Raw genomic sequence first — 19,460 nt, 5'->3', positions numbered from 1 at the left:
CCTGCCTTCCCGCCAGAGGCGACAAGGGTCGCGAATGGCTGCTTCGCTTCCGACCCCTGCCGACCCTGTGCCGACGCCGACCGCGCGCGGGCAAGACCATATCGTCGATGTGCTGATCGCCGAGCGGGCGCCGGGGCTGACGGGTTCGCCGTTCTGGCCCCTGGTGCGGCCGGGGCTGTATGCGCTGCTCGGCTACGGCAAGGCGCGGCGGATGGCCGACGCCATCGCCCATCTTTCGGGGCAGGGGACGCTTGAGCATGTGTCCAACCTGCTGGACCTAAAGGTCTCGTCGTTGAACCTGGAGCGGGTGCCGACGACGGGGCGGTGCGTGGTGGTGTGCAACCATCCGACCGGGATCGCCGACGGGATTGCCGTTTATGACGCCCTCCGCACGCGCCGGCCCGACGCGATCTGGTTCGCAAATGCCGATGCGCTGCGCGTCTCGCCGCGGCTGTCCGAGGTGCTGATCCCGGTCGAGTGGGTGATCGAGAAGCGGACGCGCGAGAAGACCCGCGCCACGCTGGAAGCCGCCAGGGCGGCGTTCGAGGCCGAGCGCTGCATCGTCATGTTCCCGGCGGGTCGGCTGGCGCGGGCGGGCAAGGACGGGACCCTGACCGATCCGGAATGGGCCCCGACAGCCGCCTCGATGGCGCGGAAATACGGGGCCCCGATCATCCCGATCCATGTGACGGGTCCGAACTCGACCCTGTTCCATCTGTTTAACCGTGTGTCGCAGGAACTGCGGGACATCACCCTGTTCCACGAGCTGTTGAACAAGCGAAAGAAGCCGTTCCGGCTGAGCGTCGGCAAGGCGATCCCGCCGTCGCGACTGGATATCGACGCGTCGCGGGCGACCTATGCGCTGAAGGCCTTTACGGAGCGGGTCCTGGCTTCCCAGCCCGATGCGGACTTCGCATGAGCGGTGTGGTCGCGGTGACCCTGGCCGATGAGGCGGCGACGACGGCGCTGGGAGCGGCGCTGGCCGGATCGCTGGGCGTCGGCGAGGCGATCCTGCTGCAGGGGCCGCTGGGCATGGGCAAGTCGACGCTGGCGCGCGGGCTGATCCGGGCGCTGACCGGGCCGGACGAGGACGTTCCGTCGCCGACCTTCACCCTGGTGCAGTTCTACGAGACCGATCCGCCCGTCGCCCATTTCGACCTCTATCGCCTGACCCGGTCGGAAGAGGCGTTCGAGATCGGTCTGGACGAGGCGCTGGATGTGGGATGTGCCCTGATCGAGTGGCCCGAGCGGCTGGGGGACGATCTGGAGCGGGCGCTGGGGCCGGACCGGCTGTCGATCGTATTGTCGGAAGACGGCGACGGCCGCGTTGCGACCGTTTCTGGCGTAGGGGCATGGGCAGGGAAGATCGATGCGGGGATCGAAGGACTGAATGGCTGAGGTCGAACACGAGCGAGAGGCCCAACGGGTCGCCTTCCTGAACCAGGCGGGGCTGGGCGAGGCCGCGCGCATGCCGCTGCCGGGGGATGCCTCGACGCGGCGGTACGAGCGGCTGACGACGGCGTCGGGGACCTCCCTGATGCTGATGGATCAGGTCGCGGCGGCCGAAAGCCCGCCGGCCGATCCGTCGTGGTCGCCGGAGCGGAGGAAGGCCGAGGGCTGGAACGCGATCGCGCGGCTGTCGGCCGGTCGGATCGAGGCCTTCGCGGCCGTGGCGGCGCATTTGCGCTCAGTGGGGCTGTCGGCCCCGGATATCGGGGCGGTGGATGCGCCGGCCGGGCTGGCCGTGCTGGAGGATTTCGGGGACGACCTGTTCGCGCGGGTGATCGAGGCCGGGACCGACGAGGTGCCCCTGTATCTGGCGGCGGTCGAGGCGCTGGCGACCCTGCATGCCGCGCCGACGCCGGACGTCCTGAGCGGGGCGGCGGGCGACTGGCCCCTTCAGGTCTATGACGAGACGGCCCTGCAGGGTGGGGCCGATCTGTTCGTCGAGTGGTTGCCGAAGCTGAAGCCCGAGCTGGTGTTCGACGAGACGGCCCGCGCGGACTGGCACGCAGCCTGGGCCCCGGTGGTGGCCGAGGGCGCGGCGGGGGCCAGCGTCGTGGCCCACCGCGACTATCACGCCGAGAACCTGATCTGGCTGCCCGAGCGGCAGGGCGCGGCGCGGGTGGGGATGATCGATTTCCAGGATGCGGTGCGGGCGCACCCCGGCTGGGACCTGCATTCGCTGCTGCAGGACGCGCGGCGCGATGTGTCTGGCGCGCTGGAGGCCGAGGCGCTGGAGCGGTATTTCGCCCTGGCGGCAGTGGATGACCGCGCAGCCTTCCTGCGGTCCTATGCCGGGCTGGCGGCGCTGAACGAGGCGCGGATCCTGGGTATCTTCGCGCGCCTGATCGTGCGCGACGGCAAGCCACGCTATGCGGGCTTCATGCCGAGGATGTGGCGACACCTGAATGCCAATCTGAAGAAGCCCGGTCTGGAAGGCGTGGCGCGCTGGTTCGACCGGTATGTGCCGGACGGAGTGCGGGCATGACCGCTCCGAAGACGGCGATGGTGCTGGCCGCCGGGTTGGGCACGCGGATGCGGCCGCTGACGGATGACCGGCCCAAGGCCCTGGTCGAGGTCGGGGGGCGGGCACTGATCGACCATGTGCTGGACCGGCTGGTCGAGGCGGGGGTCGAGCGGGCCGTGGTCAACGTCCACTGGTACGCGGACCGGCTGGAGGCGCATCTGGCGGCGCGGGGACGGGGGCCGGAGATCGCGATTTCTGATGAACGCGAGGCGCTGCTGGAGACGGGCGGCGGGCTGAAGAAGGCCAGACCCCTGCTCGGTGACGGGGCCGTGTTCGTGGCCAATATCGACAGTGTCTGGACCGACGGCGCGTCCGGGGCGGGCTGGGCCGATGAACTGGCGCGGCTGTGGGACCCGGCGGCGATGGACGCCTGTCTGTTGCTGGCGCGGCGCGAGGGATCGATCGGCTTCGAGGGGGACGGAGACTTCTTCCTCGGCAGCGATGGGCGGCTGACCTTCCGGGGCGAGGCGGCCTCGGCCCCTTTCGCCTATATGGGCGTCCACATCACGCGGTCGGACTATGCGGACGGTGGGCCGGACGGCGCATTCTCGCTGAGCCCGCTGTGGCGCGCGTCGGCGGCGGCGGGGCGGCTGTACGGCTGTGTTCTGGACGGCGACTGGATGCACGTCGGTGATCCGCAGGCCAGAGACGAGGCCGAAGTCCGGTTAGGGAGCGCGTGACCGCCTTCGATCCCTTTGCCGGCGACACGCCGCGCTGGTTCGCGATCCCCGCGCATCGGCCCTTCCTCGACGATCTGGCGGCGGGCGTGCTGGACTGGCTGGGGGACCATCCGCCGGAGGCCCTGTCGGACGCGACCCTCCTGCTGCCCAACCGGCGCGCGGCGCGGGCGTTCGGGGCGGCGTTGGCCACTCAAGCGGGTGACCGGCCGGTGCTGCTGCCCCAGGCGCGGCCGCTGGGCGATCTGGAGGAGGACGAGCCGCCGTTCTCGCCGGGGGAACTGGGTCTGGACCTGCCGCCGGCCATCGCGCCCCTGACGCGCCGGTTCGAGATGGCGCGGATGATCGTGGAGGAGTTCGCGTCGGGCATGCCGCCGATGCGGGCGCTGGAGCTGGCCGACAGCCTGGGAGCCTTCCTCGATTCCTGCCACATCGAGGAGGTGGTCGAGCCCGAACGGGTCGCCGCCCTGGCCCCCGAGGACATGGCCGAACACTGGCAGGCGTCGGCGACCTTCCTGGGGCTGGCGGTCCATGCCTGGCCCAAGCGGCTGGAGGTGATGGGGCTGGTCGATGCGTCCTGGCGACGGACGAAGCTGCTGCGGATGCTGGCCGCGCGATGGGACAGCCATCCGCCACAGGGGCCCGTGATCGCGGCCGGATCGACGGGCACGGTCAAGGCGGCGGCGGCCGTGCTGGCAGCGGTGGCGAAGGCTCCCATGGGATGTGTCGTCCTGCCGGGGCTGGACGCCGATCTGGACGCGGCGGCCTGGGCAGCGATCGACGAACCGCATCCGCAGAGCGCATTGAAGCGGCTGCTGGACGATCACGGGGTCGAGCGGGGCGCGGTGCGGCCCTGGTTCCGGCGGCCGATAGAGGCGCGGGTGGAGGCCAGGGGCCTGGCCCGTCAGCGGCTGATCCACGAGGCGCTGCGACCCGCGGATGCGACGGCGGACTGGCGCACCGAGATTTCGCGGCTGCGGGCCGAGGCGGCGGCGGCGGGGCAGGCGGCCGATCCGATTGCGGCGGGGCTGGAAGGTCTGTCGGTCGTTTCGGCGCGGACGGAGGAGGAGGCCGCCGGGGCCATCGCCCTGATGATGCGCGAGACGCTGGACGTCCCCGGGCGGACCTGCGCCCTTGTCACGCCGGATCTGGCGCTGGGGCGGCGGGTCGCGGCGCGGCTGGAGCGGTGGGGGGTGACGGCGGACACTTCGTCCGGCGCGACCCTGGACCGGATGCCGGTCGGGGTGCTGGTCGATCTGTGCGCCCGCTGGATGGCCGGGCCGATGGTGCCGCAGACGGTGCTGGCGGTGCTGAAGCATGAGCTGACGACCCTGGCCGAGGCGACGGGTGAGGCCGTGCGGACGCTGGAGAAGGTCGCCTTCCGGGGCGCAGCGGCGGAGGCCTGGAAGCGGGTCGCGCGGCGGCTGGACGAGGCGGCCCTGCCCCGGCGGGACGGCAAGGTGGCGTCGGAGGCCTTGCTGGCGCGGCTGGGCACGGCGCGGGTGCTGGCGGATCGGCTGGAGACGGTGAGCGGGACGGCGACCGAGGCCTTTGGACCGGAGGCGTCGCTGGACGCGGCGGCGCGGAGCCTGACCGGGCTGGTCGAGACCCTGGCGGGGGTCGACGTCTGGTCCGGGCCGGACGGCGAGGCGGCGGCGTCGCTGCTGTCGCAGCTGATCGAGGCCGGGGCATCGCTGGGGGCGGTATCGGCCGACGACTTCGCGGAAATGGTCCGAAGCCTGTTACGCCAGCAGACGGTGCGGACCGGCGGGGCGACCCATCCGTCGCTGCGCATCCTGGGGGCGATCGAGGCGCGGCTGGTGCGGGCCGACCGGATGATCCTGGCGGGGCTGGAGGAGGGCGTCTGGCCGGGACCGGCGCCGACCGATCCCTTCCTGTCGCGACCGATGCGGACGGCCCTGGGCCTGCCCTCGCCCGAGCGGCGGGTCGGGCAGACGGCACAGGATTTCGTCCAGGCGGCCTGCGCGCCCGAGGCCATCCTGGTCCACACCGAGCGGCGTGGCGGGCAGCCGGCGGTCCGCTCGCGCTGGCTGTGGCGGCTGGAGATGCTGACCAGGGGGGCCAATTCCAAAGACACGCGCGTCGAGATCGAGCGGCGGAGTCCGGCGCTGGAGGTCGCGCGGGTGCTGGACGCTCCGGCCGATCCGCGTCCGGCCTATGCCCGACGCCCCGCACCGACGCCGCCGGTGGATCGGCGGCCGCGAGAGCTGCCGGTCACGGGCGTGGAGCGATGGGTGCGCGATCCTTATGCGGTCTATGCCCAGCGGATCCTCGGCCTGCGGGTCATGGACCGGCCGGGGGCCGCGGCCGAGGCGATGGCGCGGGGCGATGCGGTACACGCGTCCCTGCAGCGGGTGTTCGAGACCTGGCCGGCCGAAATCCCGGACGACTGCGCCGTCGAGATCGAGCGTTTCCTGCACGAGGCCATGACCGATCGCGGCTTCGATGCGGCAGCGATGGCGCGCGAGCGGCCGCTGGCGCGAAACAGCGCGCGCTGGCTGGCGGATTTCGAGCGGCAAAGGCGGGCGCGGGGCGCGACCCTGCTGATCGAGGTGGAAGGCCGGATGACCGTGCCGTCCGTGGGCGGAGCGTTCTTGGTGACGGCGCGGGCCGACCGGATCGAGCTGGACGCCGACGGTGCCGCGGTGATCGACTTCAAGACTGGAGACCATGCCAAGTCGAAAGTGGTTCGCGCGGGCTTTGCCCCTCAGTTGACCCTTACGGCAGCAATCTTGGCCAATGGTGGATTTGCGCCGCACGCTCCGCCCACCGACGCGTCCGAACTCATTTATGTGAAGATCGTCGGTCGAAAAGAGCCAGGAAAGGTCACGGACATCTCGGTGCCGACGAAAAATGACCCGGCGGGCGCGGCAGAGATGGCGGAGGCGGCCCTGGAGGGCCTGAATCGCCGGATCGCCGCGTTCGACAACCCCGACACCCCCTATGTCAGCTGGGCGGCCCCGCAGTTCATGGGCAATTTCGGCGGCAACTACGACCATCTTGCGCGTCTTTGGGAATGGCATGTCGCCGGCGCGGACGAGGAGGCCGACGCATGAGCGTGCCTCATTCAGACGTCCGCGCGAACGACGCTCAGAGGAAGGCGGCCGATCCCGACCTGTCGGTCTTCGTCACCGCCAATGCCGGATCGGGCAAGACCACGACCCTGGTCGACCGGGTGGCGCGATTGCTGCTGGCCGGCGTCGGGCCGGGCGAGATCCTGTGCGTGACCTATACCAAGGCGGCGGCGGCCGAGATGCAGGCCCGCCTGTTCGAGAAGCTGGGCGACTGGGCGGTGGCCGACGACCGGGTGCTGGCCGGCGAACTGGCCAAGCTGGACGGGCGCGATCCGGCGGCGTTGTCGGGGGCCGATCTGTCGGTGGCGCGAAAGCTGTTCGCCCAGGCGCTGGAGACGCCGGGCGGGCTGAAGATCCAGACCATCCACGCCTTCTGCGAGAAGCTGTTGCGCCGGTTTCCGCTGGAGGCCGGGGTGTCGCCGCGCTTCACCGTGCTGGAGAACGAGGCGGCGCGCGTCCTGTCGCACGAGGCGCGACAGGCATTGGCGCGGGTGGCGCACGACGATCCGGACGGGCCGGTGGCCGAGGCCTATTCCCATTTCGCGGTCGAGCTGGACTGGGGGGCGTTCCAGAACCTGCTGGCCATGATCGAGAGCGAGCGGTTGAAGCTGACCGCCTATATCGACCGTTGGGAAGCGGGAGAGGCCCCGGGGCCGCACGTTCTGGCATTGGCCGATCCGGACCGGACGCCGGGCGAGATCGAGGCGGAATTTCTGCGTTTCGTCGATCCGGTGCGCTGGACCGTGACGGCCGATGCGATGGCGACGGGGTCGAAGACGGATCAGGATTGCGCCGCGCGGATGCGGGCGGTGGCGTATCCGGACTGGACCTTCGCCGGGCTGGGGCCGGTGTTCCTGACGGGATCGGGCACGCCGCGCGCGTCCATGGGAACGAAGCAGGCCCCGCCGGCCGCCGTGGCCTGGCTGGTGGACATGCAGGCGAAATATACGGCCACCCAGGGGGCGTTGCGGGCCGCGCGGGTGGCGGACGATACGGTCAAGGTGCTGACCCTGGCCGGGGCGCATGCGGCGCTCTACGAGGCGGCGAAGCGAGCCAGGGGCGCGCTGGATTTTTCGGACCTGGTCGACCGGACGCGGGCGCTGCTGACCGAGGCGGGGGCCGCGGCCTGGGTGCTGTTCAAGCTGGACGGCGGCATCGAGCATGTCCTGATCGACGAGGCCCAGGACACTGCGCCGGACCAGTGGGACATCGTCCGTGCCCTGACGGGAGAATTCTTCTCCGGCGACGGCGCGCCCCGGCGGGGATCGGAGCCGAAGATCCCGCGCACCGTGTTCGCAGTGGGCGACCAGAAGCAGTCGATCTATTCCTTCCAGGGGGCGCGGCCCGAACGGCTGCTGGAGGAGGCCCAGTATTTCGAACGGCTGACGCGCGGGGCCGGGCGGACGTTTCAGGCGGTGCCGCTGGCGACATCCTTCCGGTCGACGCCGGAGGTGCTGGAATTCGTCGATGCGGCCTTCTTCGATGTCGAGGCCCAGGTGACCCCGGAGCGGGCGCGGGCCCTGGTCGGGGAAACGGGCGAGATCGCGCGGCATACGGCGATCCGGCAGGGGCAGGCGGGTTGCGTGGATCTGTGGCCCGTCTTCGTCGATCCGCCAAAGGTCGAGCGCGAGGCCTGGACCCAGCCGGTCGATCTGGAGAGCGAGGTCAGTGGACGAAAGCGGCTGGCGCGGGCGCTGGCGGCGGACATCAGGCGTCAGGTCGAGGCGGGCGTCGGCGTCCATGACAAGAAGGACGGGGTCCTGCGGCCCTGCCACTATGGTGACTTCCTGGTGCTGGTGCGCCGGCGGGACGCGACGTTCGAGGAGATCATCCGGGCGCTGAAGACTGCGGGCGTGCCCGTGGCCGGGGCGGACCGGCTGAAGCTGTCCAGCCATATCGTGTTCGATGACCTGATCGCGGTGGCGCGGTTCGCCCTGTACCCGGACGACGACCTGAGCCTTGCCGAGGTGCTGCGCAGCCCGTTCTGCGATGTGCCGGACTTCGGGCCCGCCGACAGTCTTTATGAACTCGCCGGTGCCGATCCGAAGCGCCCGGGCCTGTGGCGCACGCTGTGCGACCGGGCGGGCGAACATCCGGCCTGGGCGCGGGCAAGGGCCTTTCTGCAATTCGCGATCGAGGCGCGGGACCGCGATCCGTTCGCCTTCTTCGCCGGGGTGCTGAACCGGGTGGACGAGACCGGGCGGTCGGGGCGGGCGCGGGTGCTGGCGCGGCTGGGGGCCGAGGCCGCCGAGGCGCTGGACGAGACCCTGGCCCAGGTGCTGTCGGCCGAGGAACGGGGCGGGTCGGATCTGGAGACCTGCGTATCCCTGCTGGAAGCGGCGGACGTGGAGGTCAAGCGCGAGATGGAGGGCGCGCGGGCGGAGGTGCGGGTCATGACCGTGCACGGGGCCAAGGGGCTGGAGGCACCGATCGTGATCCTGCCGGACACGACCCAGCGGGCCACGCCGCAAGGGCCCGGTCTGATGCCGGTCGCCCTGCCGGACGGATCGGAGGCCTGGCTGATGTGTCCGGGGCGCAAGGAGGACGACTGCGAGGCCTCGAGCCTGGCGCGGGCGGCACGGGTCCAGCGGACGGACGAGGAGACGCTGCGGCTGCTCTATGTCGCCCTGACGCGGGCGCGCGACCGGATCGTGGTCATGGGGCGGCGCTCGGCGACGCGCGAGCCGGAGGCGCGCAGCTGGTGGGACGTGATCTGCGAGACCTTCGGGCGGCTGGAGGACCGGGGCCAGGTCGAGGCGGTGATCCAGCCGGGCGTTTCCGAGCCGATCCGCCGGTTCGGGGCCCATCCGGTGGCGGTCGAGCGGGGGGCGGGCGAGGCGGAGGTGGCCGCGACGGTCGTGCCGGACTGGGCGCGGGCGATGCCACCGGTCGATCCGTCGGCCCGCTATGTCTCGCCGTCGCAGGCGAAGGCGGTCAAACGGGTGTCGGCCCCCTCGCCGCTGGCGGTCGCGGGGGCGGATGGGGGCGTATCGCTGGGCCGGTTCCGGCGCGGCGACCTGATCCACCGGCTACTGGAGCGGCTGCCCGAGATCGAACCGGCGGCACGTCCGGACGCGGCGCGGCGGATGCTGGCGCGCGAGCGGGACCTGTCGGACGATCAGCGCGACGAGATGATCGCGGCTGCGTTCGCGGTGCTGGAGGACGCCCGGTTCTCGGCCGTGTTCGGGGCCGGATCGCGGGCGGAGGTGGCGCTGACCGGGTCGGCACCGGGGCTGCCGGCGGGCGTGTCGATCAGTGGCCGGATCGACCGGCTGGTGGTGACGCCCGATCGGGTCCTGGTCGTCGACTACAAGACCAACCGCCCCGCCCCGGACCGGATCGAGGACGCCGACCCCGCCTATGTGGCCCAGATGGCGGTCTATGTGGCGGTGCTGAAGCGGCTGTATCCGGATCGCCCGGTCGAGGCGGCCCTGGTGTGGACGGACGGGCCGAAGCTGATGGCCGTGCCGCAGGGGATGATGGATGAGGCGTTGGCGGGACTGCGTTGAACCGCGAAAAAGCTCAACGACTTGGGCGTAATGGCAGTTAGTAGACCCGATTGTGAAGCCAGCAATGGAGTCGCTTGATGACCCTAAGCTATGTTCATTTGCCAGCGGGCTCACAGCCTCCCGCGATTGGTGAAGTCGAACCGTTTAAAGCGGTTCTCGTGCTGCAACAGGCCGTTGCCAACGATTGGCAGGATCAGGTCAGCGAATGGCTAGTCCGGTCAGGTTGCCTCTACATGATGGCATGGGGCGTCGAGTGCAGTTCGTGGGACGATAGTGTTGATTGGGCAAATCATATCGTCACGGGCCTCGACGACGTTCCGGACGACCAGTTCGTCATGACGACATGGCATGACGACGAACCACTCGCAGAGGTGTTTTGGTATGCGGGCTTCACTGCACACCACCCAATGGTTTCCTTGGAACATGTCGCCATTATCGACATCGGCCCGACGAACCGGGAGGTCGAAATGCTCGAAGCCTACGCAGCAGCGCAGACGCTGGTAGAATGAACTGGTGCTAACGGTCGTCAACGGACATCGGTGAGTTGCCGGAAGTGGATCGGCGGATGCGGAAAGGCCTCCGTTGATTTCCCCCAGAATCGCCCCACATCTCACCCGAACAAGAGACACCGGGTGCGCCCGCGCTGCCCCCAAGGAGATCCCCCATGGCCACGATGAAGGTCACCGACGACAGCTTCGATGCCGACGTGCTGAAGGCCTCCACGCCGGTGCTGGTGGACTTCTGGGCGGAGTGGTGCGGGCCGTGCAAGCAGATCGGTCCGGCGCTGGAGCAGATTTCCGATGAACTGGCCGGTCAGGTGACGATCGCCAAGATCAATATCGATGACAGCCCCATGACCCCGTCGAAGCTGGGCGTGAAGGGCATTCCGACCCTGATGCTGTTCAAGGACGGCCAGATGACCTCGCTGAAGGTCGGGGCCATGCCCAAGGGCAAGATCCTGGAATGGCTGGCCGAGACGGGGATCGCGGCGAAGGCTTGATCCTCACCCGCGCAGCGGGGGAGGGGGACCGCCGCGCGCTTGCGCGGGGGTGGAGGGGGCGACCCCCGGACACGGTGCGTGCTTCCGCCCCCTCCACCACCCTTCGGGCGGTCCCCCTCCCCCGTTCGCTGCGCTCGCGGGGGAGGATTGTTTCGGCTAAACGCCCCCGATGCCCTTCACCGCGACCGTCCTGACCATGTTCCCCGAGGCGTTTCCGGGGCCGCTCGGCGTGTCGCTGATCGGCACGGCCTGGCGCGAGAAGGGGCTGTGGGCGCTGGAAACGGTGGACATTCGGGACTTTTCCGAAGATAAGCGCGGCTTCCTGGACGACACCCCTGCGGGTGGCGGTCCCGGACAGGTTCTGAAGGCGGACGTGGTGGCTCGCGCACTGGACAGTGTGGAGGGCCCGCCCCGGCCGCTTTTGTACATGAGCGCACGCGGTCGACCCCTGACGCAGGCGCGAGTCAAGGAATGGGCCAGGGCGGACGGGATCACCGTCCTGTGCGGCCGGTTCGAGGGGGTGGACCAGCGGGTGCTCGACGCCCGGGGGTTCGAGGAGGTCTCCGTCGGAGACGCGGTCCTGGCCGGTGGCGAGGCAGCGGCGATGGTGGTGATCGAGGCGTGCGTACGACTGATCCCCGGCGTTCTGGGCCAGGCCGAAAGCCTGAGTTCCGAGAGCTTCGAGGACGGTCTTCTGGAGCATCCGCAGTACACGCGACCGCGGACGTTCGAGGGGATCGACATACCCGAGGTGCTGCTGTCGGGCGACCATCGCAGGATGGCCGCGTGGCGTCAGGCGCAGCGGGAAGAGACGACGAAGGTGCGACGGCCGGACCTCTGGGCGGCGCATCTGGACGCTAAACCTGCGGAGCCCGCCTCCGCCAAATCACAGCTAAAGGGCGCAAAAGCCCGAGGAGAATAGAGACTATGGCCAACATCCTTCAGACGCTCGAAGCGGAAGAAAAAGCCCGTCTGATCGCCGTGCGCGCGATCCCGGACTTCCAGCCCGGCGACACCCTTCGCGTCAACGTCAAGATCAAGGAAGGCGAGCGCGAGCGCGTCCAGGCCTTCGAAGGCGTCTGCATCGCCCGCGCCGGCGGCGGCGTGAACGAGAACTTCACCGTGCGCAAAATCAGCTTCGGCGAGGGCGTCGAGCGCGTCTTCCCGATCCTGTCGCCCAACATCGAGTCGATCGAGGTGAAGCGTCGCGGCGTCGTGCGGCGCGCCAAGCTGTATTACCTGCGTGACCGGCGCGGCAAGTCCGCCCGGATCGCCGAGCGCCAGACCGTCCGCCCGGCCAAGGGCGCGGTGGTGCCGGTCACCGGTTCGGCCGAGAAGCCGACCGACGAGGCATGATCCTTGGGGCTGCCGCCCTTCGGGCGACTTGAGCCCGGTCGATGAAAAGGCCCCGGCGGAAACGCCGGGGCCTTTTTCACGCGGGGTTTCCGCCGGTGAACTGATCGGGTCGCAGGAAGCGGCGGGTGAAGCGGGCCTCCGCGATCGCGCCATTGAAGTAGCTGACGCGGTTGATCCGCGTGCCCACCGAGGCGCGGCCGGGGCCTTGGGGCGTGAAGGCGACGACGGCCTCGCCCTGGAGTTCGCCGTTGACGAAGGACCGGTAGGTCGTGCCGTCATACGTCTGGGCGACATGGTGCCAGCGGCCGACGGGGTGGCGTCGATCGGGAAACACCAGGGTCTGGTTGTAGGTCGGGCCCTTGACGAAGGCGTCCAGCGCCCATTCGTCGCCATAGACGCGGATCTCGAACAGGAAGCGGGTGCCGACGGGGGCCTGGCCAGGGACGGCGTCCTCGTCGGCCTGCAGATGCAGCCAGCGCTGTTCGGTGGCACCGCCGTCGGGACGAAAGACGGCCTCGAAGGCGAAGGTCGCGGCCCCGGCCAGCGGGTGCTGGCCGATGAACAGGGCGTCGTCGACCCCGTCGAATAGCAGGGCTCCGCCCGGCAGGGAGGCCGGACCCGCCACCGGTCGGGGCGCGCCCTCGATCGTCAGCGGCGCGCCGATGCTGGCGAGGTCGCCAAAGCGCCAGACGATCGATTCGGGCCGACCCGAGCCGGGAAAGGTCGCGCAGCCCGCCAGGGGCGTGGCACCCAGCCCGGCCAGGACACGGCGTCGATCCAGCGGGTTCACGACGCGGCCTGCAGCGCCTCGATCAGGTCGCCCATGTTGTTGATGAAGGTCTGGGTCGAGATGCCTTCGACCGGGAAGTCGGTGGTGTAGGGCGAAGTGTCCCACAGGTCGCCGACGCGTGTCGTCTGATACTCCCCACCCGTGACCGCCTCGGGCGAGGGGCCGTTGTAGGGATTGGAGGTCGTGGTCAGCCGGCTGGGCCAGTATCCGCGTGCGTTCAGGGCACCGGCCAGTTCCGCGGCCCGGGTCGGGGCGACGGGGCGGGGACGGCGGCCCTCGGTGCCCATGTCCCAGATGCTGACGTCCTTCAGGGTGAAATACTTCGGCAGGGCGCGGGTGCCGGGCCGGGCCTTCAGCGGCGAGGTCGCGATCACGGCCTCGGGCGTCAGGGCGGCGGCGGCCTCGTACTCGGCGCGCAGGGCCGCGGTGTCGAGGTTCCGGAACGAGCCGTAGTGGATGACCAGATTGTTGGGATTGTCGTCGGCGTAATAGTGGCCGTTGCGAATGTTGGACCCCCGACGGTGGATGTAGACCGGGGTGTTGGAGCCTTCGAGGATGAAGGTCGGATGGGTGCGGCCGGGTGCGATCAGGGCCTGGGGCGTCTTCACCTGATCCAGCCAGTCCAGGGCCTCGGGCAGGCGGGCCAGGAATTTGCGGTCGCCGGTCAGCCTGTAGAATCCGATCATGGAGCGGATGTTCGTCGCCGTGGTGTGGGTGGCGAAGGCCTGGGGCTCGATGGTGCGGGCCGGGGCGGGCTTCAGCGTGTCGGGGAAATGCTGCAGGCCCCAGGCGGGCTGGGGCAGGGGCTGCTGGGTGGCGACGAAGATGTCCATCCCGCGCTGGATGGCATCGACCAGACGGGGGTCATTGGAGCCGAGCGCCTGGTGGACATAGAGCAGGAACTCGATGTTCTCGCCCGCCACGTCGTCGTTGAAGGTGATGTAGGGGGTATAGTCGGCGTGGCCGTGCAGGCCGCCGTTCTCGACGAACGGGAAGCGCTGGGGCCAGCCGCCGTTGGGATACTGGGCGTCCAGGACGAACTGGATTGCCTTGTCGAGCGGCGCGCGATACCGGCGCTCGCGCTTTTCCAGATAGATGCGCAGCAGCAGCTGGGACGCCTCGGCCGTGCCGGCGTCGTCGAAGGTGGCATTGCCGTAGTAGCGCTGGAATTCCTCCAGCCGCCAGGCGTTGCCGCCGATCGTCTCGTACCAGTCCTTCAGGCTCTCCTCGCCCGCCGTATCGATGACGTAGTTCCAGCCACCACGCGGATGCTGGCCCGCGATCAGCGCGTCGGCGCAGGCCTTCGCCGCGTCGTAGAACTGCTCGTCACCCGTGGCGTGATAGGCGTCCAGATAGACATGGCCGACCGTGGCTGTGCCGGGAGGCTGGACCCAGATCATCGTCGGTTTGGCCTCCAGCTCGCCCCAGCGACGCGAGAAGTCGGGCAGGACCTGCCAGACATAGCCGCCGCCCACGGCGACCTCGTCCGTCATGAAGGCGGTGGCGCGCTTCATGGTGGCGAGAATGGTGGAACGGTCCGGGGTCGTCTGCGCGAAAACGGGGCCCGCTGCGGCGAAGCTGGCGAGAGCGGCACCCGAGGCCAGGACGGCTCGGCGCGACAGGGACGCAGACATGGGTAGAGCTCCGGTCGTTTCCTGGGGGGCGGTTCTAACGACCGCCGGGCCGCAAGATACACCGATGACACCGGTTTCCTAGCGGCAATCCTCCCCTAGGGGAGGGGTCGGATCAGCGCCGGATGTCGAAGCCTTCGGCGGTCATGGCGGCACGGACCTGGGCCTGGCCGAACAGGTTGAAATCGCCCGGGACGGAGTGTTTCAAGCCCGCTGCGGCCAGACCGAACGCCAGGGCTTCGTCGTTGGACCAGCCGCTCCAGACGCCGAACAGGACGCCCGAGGCGAAGGCGTCGCCGCCGCCGACGCGGTCGACGACGCCGGTCAGGGCGATGGGCGCGGCATGGTGCTCGCCGTCGCGGGTGATCATGACCGCCGACAGGGTCTGGTCCTGGACGCTGTCATTGACGCGCAGGGTGCAGCAGATGCGCTCCAGCGACGGCCAGGTCTCGAAGGCGGCGCGGGCGGCGGCGCGGCGGCGCAGGGCGGGGTCTGCGTCGTCGAAGCTGCGGCCCAGCACGAGGGCGAAGTCGCGGTCGTCGGCGAAGGCGAGGCTTGATCCCGCCAGCATCTGGCCCAGGACACGGGGCGGGTCGCCCGCCCACTCGGCCCACAGCTTGCCCCGGAAGTTGCCGTCGAAGCTGACCTTGACCCCGGCGGCGGTCGCGGCGGCGATGGCGGCCAGGGCGGCGGCCGATCCGGTCGGCCCGGTGGCCGGGGTGACGCCGGACAGGTGCAGCCACGCCACGCCATCCAGCAGCTTCGCCCAGTCCATCGCGCCGTCCACATGCTGGACGAAGGCCGATCCGGCGCGGTCATAGAGGACTTCGGACGGGCGGCGGACGGCCCCCGGCGTCAGGAAGTACAGCCCCATCCGTCCCGGAAGGAACAGCACCCCGGCGGTGTCCACCCCGTGCTTTCTGACCTCGTCACGGGCGGCGTGGCCGAGCGCATTGTCGGGCAGGACGGTGGCGAGGGCGGCGGGGGCCCCGAACCGCGCCAGCGATACTGCGACATTGGCCTCTGCCCCGCCCGGACGTGCGGTCAGGCCGGGCGACTGCAGCAGAAGTTCGCCGTCGTTGGGCGTGAGACGCAGCAGCATCTCGCCGAAGCAGAGGATGCGGCCGCCGGAGGTCGATTGGGTCATGCCGTCACGCTAGCCCGCGATCAGCGCGCGAGCCAGCCGCCGTCGACCGGCAGGGTGATGCCCTGGACATAATCGGAGGCGGGCGACGCCAGGAAGACGGCTGCGCCGCCGATGTCGGACGGCTGGCCCCAGCGACCGGCCGGGATGCGGCCAAGGATTTCCTTCGAGCGAACCGGATCGTCCTGGAGCGCCTGGGTGTTGTCGGTGGCGAAATAGCCGGGGGCGATGGCATTGGCATTGATACCGTGCTTCGCCCACTCGTTCGCCATCAGCTTGGTCAGGCCCGCGACCCCGGACTTGGAGGCCGTATAGGACGGCACGCGGATGCCGCCCTGATAGGACAGCATGGAGGCGGTGTTGATGATCTTGCCGCCGCGCCCACCCGCGATCATGTCGCGCACCACCGCCTGGGACAGGAAGAAGACCGACTTCAGATTGACGTTCAGCACTGCGTCCCAGTCTTCCTCGGTGAAGTCGACGGCGTCGGCCCGGCGGATGATGCCCGCGTTGTTGACCAGAATGTCGATGGGCCCGAGCCCGGCGGTCGCTTCATCGACGATTCGCTGGATCGGCTCCATGGAGCCGAGGTCTGCCTGTATGGAGAGGGCCTCGACGCCCCTGGCGAGGCACTGTCCGACCGTGTCGTCGGACGCACGGCGGGCGACCGAGGCGATGGAAGCCCCCGCGTCGGCCAGAGCCAGGGCGATCCCCTGGCCGATTCCGGTGTTGCCGCCGGTGACGAGGGCGACCTTGCCGGTCAGGTTGAATGGATTGGCCATGCTCATCACTCAGCTGCGCGACGGGATGCGTGTCCCATCTGAATGCGCCGGTCCACTGACCGGCATTTCCGGTCGGTGGTAACCGGTGTCAAAACCAGATGCAAATGATCGCGCGACGGGGTAAAGCCATCGGCAACTCCACAGACCTGCCGAGAGGATACCCATGAAAATCGCGCTGATCATCGAGAACAGCCAGGCCGCCAAGAGCACCACCGTTCACGACGCGCTGAACGCCGTCGCCGTGCCGCTGGGTCATGACGTGTTCCACTACGGCATGTATGCGCCCGAGGATAAGGCCTCGCTGACCTATGTCATGAACGGCCTGTTGACCGGCATCCTGCTGAACTCCGGCGCGGCCGATTTCGTCGTCACCGGCTGCGGCACGGGCACGGGCTCCATGCTGGCCTGCAACGCCATGCCGGGCGTCTTTTGCGGCCTGATCATCGACCCCACGGACGCCTTCCTGTTCGGCCAGATCAACGACGGCAACGCCATCTCCATGCCCTATGCCAAGGGCTTCGGCTGGGCCGCCGAACTGAACCTGCAGGACGTGTATCGCAAGCTGTTCGAGGGCGAGCGCGGCCTCGGCTATCCGCGTGAGCGGGCCCAGATCATGGCCACGAACCGGGGCATCCTGAAATCGCTGAAGGCCGTGACCTGCCACGATATGCTGACGGTGCTGAAGACCGTCGATCAGGACCTGCTCAAGGCCACGATCGCCGGCGAGAAATTCCAGGAATATTTCTTCGCCAACGCCACCGACGAAGGCATCCGCGACTACATCAAGGGCCTGGTCGGCGCGAAGGTGCTCGAGACGGCGTAAGGGATGTCCCTGCCCTTCGGGGGAGGGACAAGGCCTACAATCCCCGGGCCGAATCCCGGACCACAAGCGATGGCCGGACCTCGGGCTGGCCCAGCCTGGCCGGATCCAGCCCGCGCATCGGGGCCAGCAGCTTTTCCGCCGCCATCCGACCCATGTCGCGGATCGGCAGCCGGACCGATGTCAGGTTCGGCCAGACCCGCGACGCCATGGGCAGGTCGTCATATCCCACGACGGACAGGTCCCGGGGAATCTCCAGGCCCAGGTCGCGTGCGGCCTTGAAGACGCCCAGCGCCATCTCGTCGTTGCCGGTGAAGATGGCGGTCGGGCGCGGATCGAGCGCCAGCAGGCTCATCGCCGCCTCCACCCCCGATTCGAACGTATAGGCTCCCTCTGCGACGTAGCGGTCGTCGAGCGCCACGCCCCTTTCGGCCAGGGCGTCACGGAAGCCGCCGCCGCGCACCCCGCTGGACCGGAAGGAGGCGGGGCCGGAGATGAAGCCGATGCGGGTGTGGCCCAGGTCGGCCAGATGCCGCCCGGCCTCGGCCGCGCCAAGGTGGTCGTTGGTCACCAGCATGGCTCCCGGCACATCCAGCGCGACGGAGGCGATGCGGACGTAGGGGCAGTCGAGGTCCCGCAGCGTCTGGACGACGCGTTCGTCCTCCGACACCGAGGGCGGCAGGATCACGCCGAACAGCTTCTGGCGTTCCACGAAGGCGCGGATGTCGGCCACGACGGTGTCGGACTGCCGCGAGCACGGGTGGACGACGAGTTCCAGCCCCGATCCCTTCAGGGCGTCCAGCACGCCCTGCTGCATGTTGACGATATAGTTGGGGCTGGGATTGTCGTAGATCAGACCGACCAGGAAGGAGCGCCGGAAGGCCAGGCCGCGCGCCTGGAGATCCGGGACGAAGCCCAGGTCGTCGATGACGGCGGTGACCTTGACGCGGGTTTCCTCCCGCACGAAGGGCGACTGGTTGATGACGCGCGAAACGGTCTTCTTGGAGACCCCGGCGATGCGAGCCACGTCGTTGATCGTGGGCCGTTTGCCTTGTTTCAATCCGGGGGGCGCCGGGGCAGTGTCGTCGTCGGACAAGCTCGACCTCATTGAGTGCAACGCATGGCCTTACAGGCGAGCGGCGTTGGATGCCATGGCGGCCCTGGCCTTCGCAAGGCCGTTGACACCGGTTACCATCCCCGTCAGTTATTCGCCGATCCGGCATGAAGACCGGCGACAGGCAATATGTTGGGACGGCGCGTGACGGGCATTCGGCAAGATTGGGTGGCGGCATGAGCGCCACGGACCTGACCCGCGAGGGTGACACGGCATCGATGATCGCCGGCAGATTCGTGGATGCACGACTGAAGGCCCGCGGATTTTCGACCTATCCCGGTCAGGCACCGACCAGCATGTCCGAGGCCTATGAGACCCAGGATGCCGCTATTGCGCTGTTTCCTGACCGGATCATCGGCTGGAAGGTCGGCATGGTGCCGCCCGCCCAGCAGGCGACCCTGAACGCGAAGCGTCTGGCCGGGCCGATCTTCGCGCGCAATCTCTGGCACGCGGGCACCGCGCCCACGCTGCTGCCCGCCATCGCCGATGGTTTTGCCGCGGTCGAGGCCGAGTTCGTGGCCCGGGTCGGTGCGGTCGATCCGGCGAAGATGGACTGGACGCTGGAAGAGGCGACCGCCTGCATCGCGGCGCTGCATGTCGGCGTGGAGCTGGCGGGCAGCCCCCTTTCGACCATCAACGACCTGGGCTCCGCCGTGGTGGCCTCGGACTTCGGCAACAATGGCGGACTGGTGCTGGGGCCCGAGATCGAGGACTGGGCCGCGCGGCTGGACGGGATCGAGGTCGAGACGACCGTGGATGGCGCTGTTATCGGCCGGGGCACGGCCAACTCCATTCCGATGGGGGTGCTGGAATCGGTGCGCTTCCTGATCGAACATCTGGCGCGTCGTGGACGACCGGTGTCGGAAGGCACGCTGATCTCCACCGGGGCGGTCACCGGCGTGCACCGGGTCCAGATCGGGGCCCGCTCGGTCTGCGCCTTTTCGGGCGTGGGCGAAATCCATTGCACGGTCGTCGCGGCCGGGACTTGAACATATCATCCGGAACCCGTCGC

17 protein-coding genes are annotated in these 19,460 nt (G+C 69.4%); 12 read left to right on the top strand and 5 right to left on the bottom strand.

The window, feature by feature from the left end:
• The first annotated feature begins 34 nt into the window (after positions 1-34).
• From HZ989_RS00175 to rplS, 10 genes are all read left to right on the top strand, one after another.
• Positions 35-919 (top strand): GNAT family N-acetyltransferase, encoded by an 885-nt coding sequence (locus HZ989_RS00175; RefSeq protein WP_245162405.1) that lies wholly within the window; start codon positions 35-37, stop codon positions 917-919.
• Positions 916-1,398 carry a tRNA (adenosine(37)-N6)-threonylcarbamoyltransferase complex ATPase subunit type 1 TsaE gene (gene tsaE / locus HZ989_RS00170; RefSeq protein WP_209321647.1) on the top strand — a complete coding sequence of 161 codons (483 nt, stop codon included), beginning with the start codon at positions 916-918 and terminating at the stop codon, positions 1,396-1,398. Before HZ989_RS00175 ends, tsaE begins: the two co-directional genes overlap by 4 nt.
• Positions 1,391-2,491, top strand: a complete 1,101-nt coding sequence (gene amgK, locus HZ989_RS00165) for an N-acetylmuramate/N-acetylglucosamine kinase AmgK (RefSeq protein WP_209321646.1) — start codon at positions 1,391-1,393, stop codon at positions 2,489-2,491. The genes tsaE and amgK overlap by 8 nt, the downstream gene beginning before the upstream one ends.
• Complete coding sequence (murU, locus tag HZ989_RS00160) at positions 2,488-3,210, top strand: N-acetylmuramate alpha-1-phosphate uridylyltransferase MurU (protein WP_245162404.1); 723 nt, start codon at positions 2,488-2,490, stop codon at positions 3,208-3,210. Before amgK ends, murU begins: the two co-directional genes overlap by 4 nt.
• On the top strand, positions 3,207-6,284 hold the full coding sequence (gene addB / locus HZ989_RS00155) for a double-strand break repair protein AddB (protein WP_209321645.1): 3,078 nt from the start codon (positions 3,207-3,209) through the stop codon (positions 6,282-6,284). The genes murU and addB overlap by 4 nt, the downstream gene beginning before the upstream one ends.
• The gene (gene addA, locus HZ989_RS00150) at positions 6,281-9,811 is read left to right on the top strand and encodes a double-strand break repair helicase AddA (protein WP_209321644.1); all 3,531 of its coding nucleotides are present in this window, start codon (positions 6,281-6,283) and stop codon (positions 9,809-9,811) included. The genes addB and addA overlap by 4 nt, the downstream gene beginning before the upstream one ends.
• A 77-nt stretch (positions 9,812-9,888) precedes the next feature.
• Positions 9,889-10,320 (top strand): hypothetical protein, encoded by a 432-nt coding sequence (locus HZ989_RS00145; RefSeq protein WP_209321643.1) that lies wholly within the window; start codon positions 9,889-9,891, stop codon positions 10,318-10,320.
• Positions 10,321-10,475: 155 nt separating this feature from the next.
• Positions 10,476-10,811 carry a thioredoxin gene (trxA, locus tag HZ989_RS00140; protein WP_209321642.1) on the top strand — a complete coding sequence of 112 codons (336 nt, stop codon included), beginning with the start codon at positions 10,476-10,478 and terminating at the stop codon, positions 10,809-10,811.
• 169 nt (positions 10,812-10,980) lie between these two features.
• Entirely contained in the window at positions 10,981-11,733 is a 753-nt protein-coding gene (trmD, locus tag HZ989_RS00135; RefSeq protein WP_209321641.1) for a tRNA (guanosine(37)-N1)-methyltransferase TrmD, read from the top strand.
• A gap of 5 nt (positions 11,734-11,738) precedes the next feature.
• Positions 11,739-12,167: a 50S ribosomal protein L19 gene (gene rplS, locus HZ989_RS00130; RefSeq protein ID WP_209321640.1), complete on the top strand. Its 429-nt coding sequence runs from the start codon at positions 11,739-11,741 to the stop codon at positions 12,165-12,167.
• 76 nt (positions 12,168-12,243) lie between these two features.
• Here the strand turns inward: rplS and HZ989_RS00125 are convergent, their stop codons facing one another.
• The 4 genes from HZ989_RS00125 to kduD form a co-directional block, all read right to left on the bottom strand.
• Entirely contained in the window at positions 12,244-12,957 is a 714-nt protein-coding gene (locus HZ989_RS00125) for a LamG domain-containing protein (RefSeq protein WP_245162403.1), read from the bottom strand.
• Positions 12,954-14,591, bottom strand: a complete 1,638-nt coding sequence (locus HZ989_RS00120) for a pectate lyase (protein ID WP_209321639.1) — start codon at positions 14,589-14,591, stop codon at positions 12,954-12,956. Before HZ989_RS00120 ends, HZ989_RS00125 begins: the two co-directional genes overlap by 4 nt.
• 112 nt (positions 14,592-14,703) lie before the next feature.
• Positions 14,704-15,735 carry a sugar kinase gene (locus HZ989_RS00115; protein ID WP_209321638.1) on the bottom strand — a complete coding sequence of 344 codons (1,032 nt, stop codon included), beginning with the start codon at positions 15,733-15,735 and terminating at the stop codon, positions 14,704-14,706.
• A 20-nt stretch (positions 15,736-15,755) separates the two neighbouring features.
• The gene (gene kduD / locus HZ989_RS00110) at positions 15,756-16,514 is read right to left on the bottom strand and encodes a 2-dehydro-3-deoxy-D-gluconate 5-dehydrogenase KduD (protein WP_209321637.1); all 759 of its coding nucleotides are present in this window, start codon (positions 16,512-16,514) and stop codon (positions 15,756-15,758) included.
• Positions 16,515-16,677: 163 nt separating this feature from the next.
• Between kduD and HZ989_RS00105 the strand changes: the two genes are divergently transcribed.
• The gene (locus HZ989_RS00105; protein WP_209321636.1) at positions 16,678-17,337 is read left to right on the top strand and encodes an RpiB/LacA/LacB family sugar-phosphate isomerase; all 660 of its coding nucleotides are present in this window, start codon (positions 16,678-16,680) and stop codon (positions 17,335-17,337) included.
• A gap of 34 nt (positions 17,338-17,371) precedes the next feature.
• On the opposite strand, the gene HZ989_RS00100 is transcribed toward HZ989_RS00105, so the two are convergent.
• Positions 17,372-18,442 (bottom strand): LacI family DNA-binding transcriptional regulator, encoded by a 1,071-nt coding sequence (locus HZ989_RS00100; RefSeq protein ID WP_209321635.1) that lies wholly within the window; start codon positions 18,440-18,442, stop codon positions 17,372-17,374.
• 182 nt (positions 18,443-18,624) lie between these two features.
• Here HZ989_RS00100 and HZ989_RS00095 point away from each other — a divergent pair, with 182 nt between their 5' ends.
• Positions 18,625-19,437 carry a 2-keto-4-pentenoate hydratase gene (locus HZ989_RS00095; protein WP_209321634.1) on the top strand — a complete coding sequence of 271 codons (813 nt, stop codon included), beginning with the start codon at positions 18,625-18,627 and terminating at the stop codon, positions 19,435-19,437.
• Positions 19,438-19,460 lie beyond the last annotated feature (23 nt).

The organism is Brevundimonas sp. AJA228-03, from assembly GCF_017795885.1.
GTDB lineage: Bacteria > Pseudomonadota > Alphaproteobacteria > Caulobacterales > Caulobacteraceae > Brevundimonas.
This window is presented reverse-complemented; position numbering and strand designations above follow the sequence as displayed.

Bases quoted from the DNA above. Each gene is read 5' to 3' on its own strand.
- HZ989_RS00175 (WP_245162405.1), top strand. From the start codon at position 35: ATGGCTGCTTCGCTTCCGACCCCTGCCGACCCTGTGCCGACGCCGACC.
- tsaE (WP_209321647.1), top strand. From the start codon at position 916: ATGAGCGGTGTGGTCGCGGTGACCCTGGCCGATGAGGCGGCGACGACG.
- amgK (WP_209321646.1), top strand. From the start codon at position 1,391: ATGGCTGAGGTCGAACACGAGCGAGAGGCCCAACGGGTCGCCTTCCTG.
- murU (WP_245162404.1), top strand. From the start codon at position 2,488: ATGACCGCTCCGAAGACGGCGATGGTGCTGGCCGCCGGGTTGGGCACG.
- addA (WP_209321644.1), top strand. From the start codon at position 6,281: ATGAGCGTGCCTCATTCAGACGTCCGCGCGAACGACGCTCAGAGGAAG.
- HZ989_RS00145 (WP_209321643.1), top strand. From the start codon at position 9,889: ATGACCCTAAGCTATGTTCATTTGCCAGCGGGCTCACAGCCTCCCGCG.
- trxA (WP_209321642.1), top strand. From the start codon at position 10,476: ATGGCCACGATGAAGGTCACCGACGACAGCTTCGATGCCGACGTGCTG.
- trmD (WP_209321641.1), top strand. From the start codon at position 10,981: ATGCCCTTCACCGCGACCGTCCTGACCATGTTCCCCGAGGCGTTTCCG.
- rplS (WP_209321640.1), top strand. From the start codon at position 11,739: ATGGCCAACATCCTTCAGACGCTCGAAGCGGAAGAAAAAGCCCGTCTG.
- HZ989_RS00120 (WP_209321639.1), bottom strand. From the start codon at position 14,591: ATGTCTGCGTCCCTGTCGCGCCGAGCCGTCCTGGCCTCGGGTGCCGCT.
- HZ989_RS00115 (WP_209321638.1), bottom strand. From the start codon at position 15,735: ATGACCCAATCGACCTCCGGCGGCCGCATCCTCTGCTTCGGCGAGATG.
- kduD (WP_209321637.1), bottom strand. From the start codon at position 16,514: ATGGCCAATCCATTCAACCTGACCGGCAAGGTCGCCCTCGTCACCGGC.
- HZ989_RS00105 (WP_209321636.1), top strand. From the start codon at position 16,678: ATGAAAATCGCGCTGATCATCGAGAACAGCCAGGCCGCCAAGAGCACC.
- HZ989_RS00100 (WP_209321635.1), bottom strand. From the start codon at position 18,442: ATGAGGTCGAGCTTGTCCGACGACGACACTGCCCCGGCGCCCCCCGGA.
- HZ989_RS00095 (WP_209321634.1), top strand. From the start codon at position 18,625: ATGAGCGCCACGGACCTGACCCGCGAGGGTGACACGGCATCGATGATC.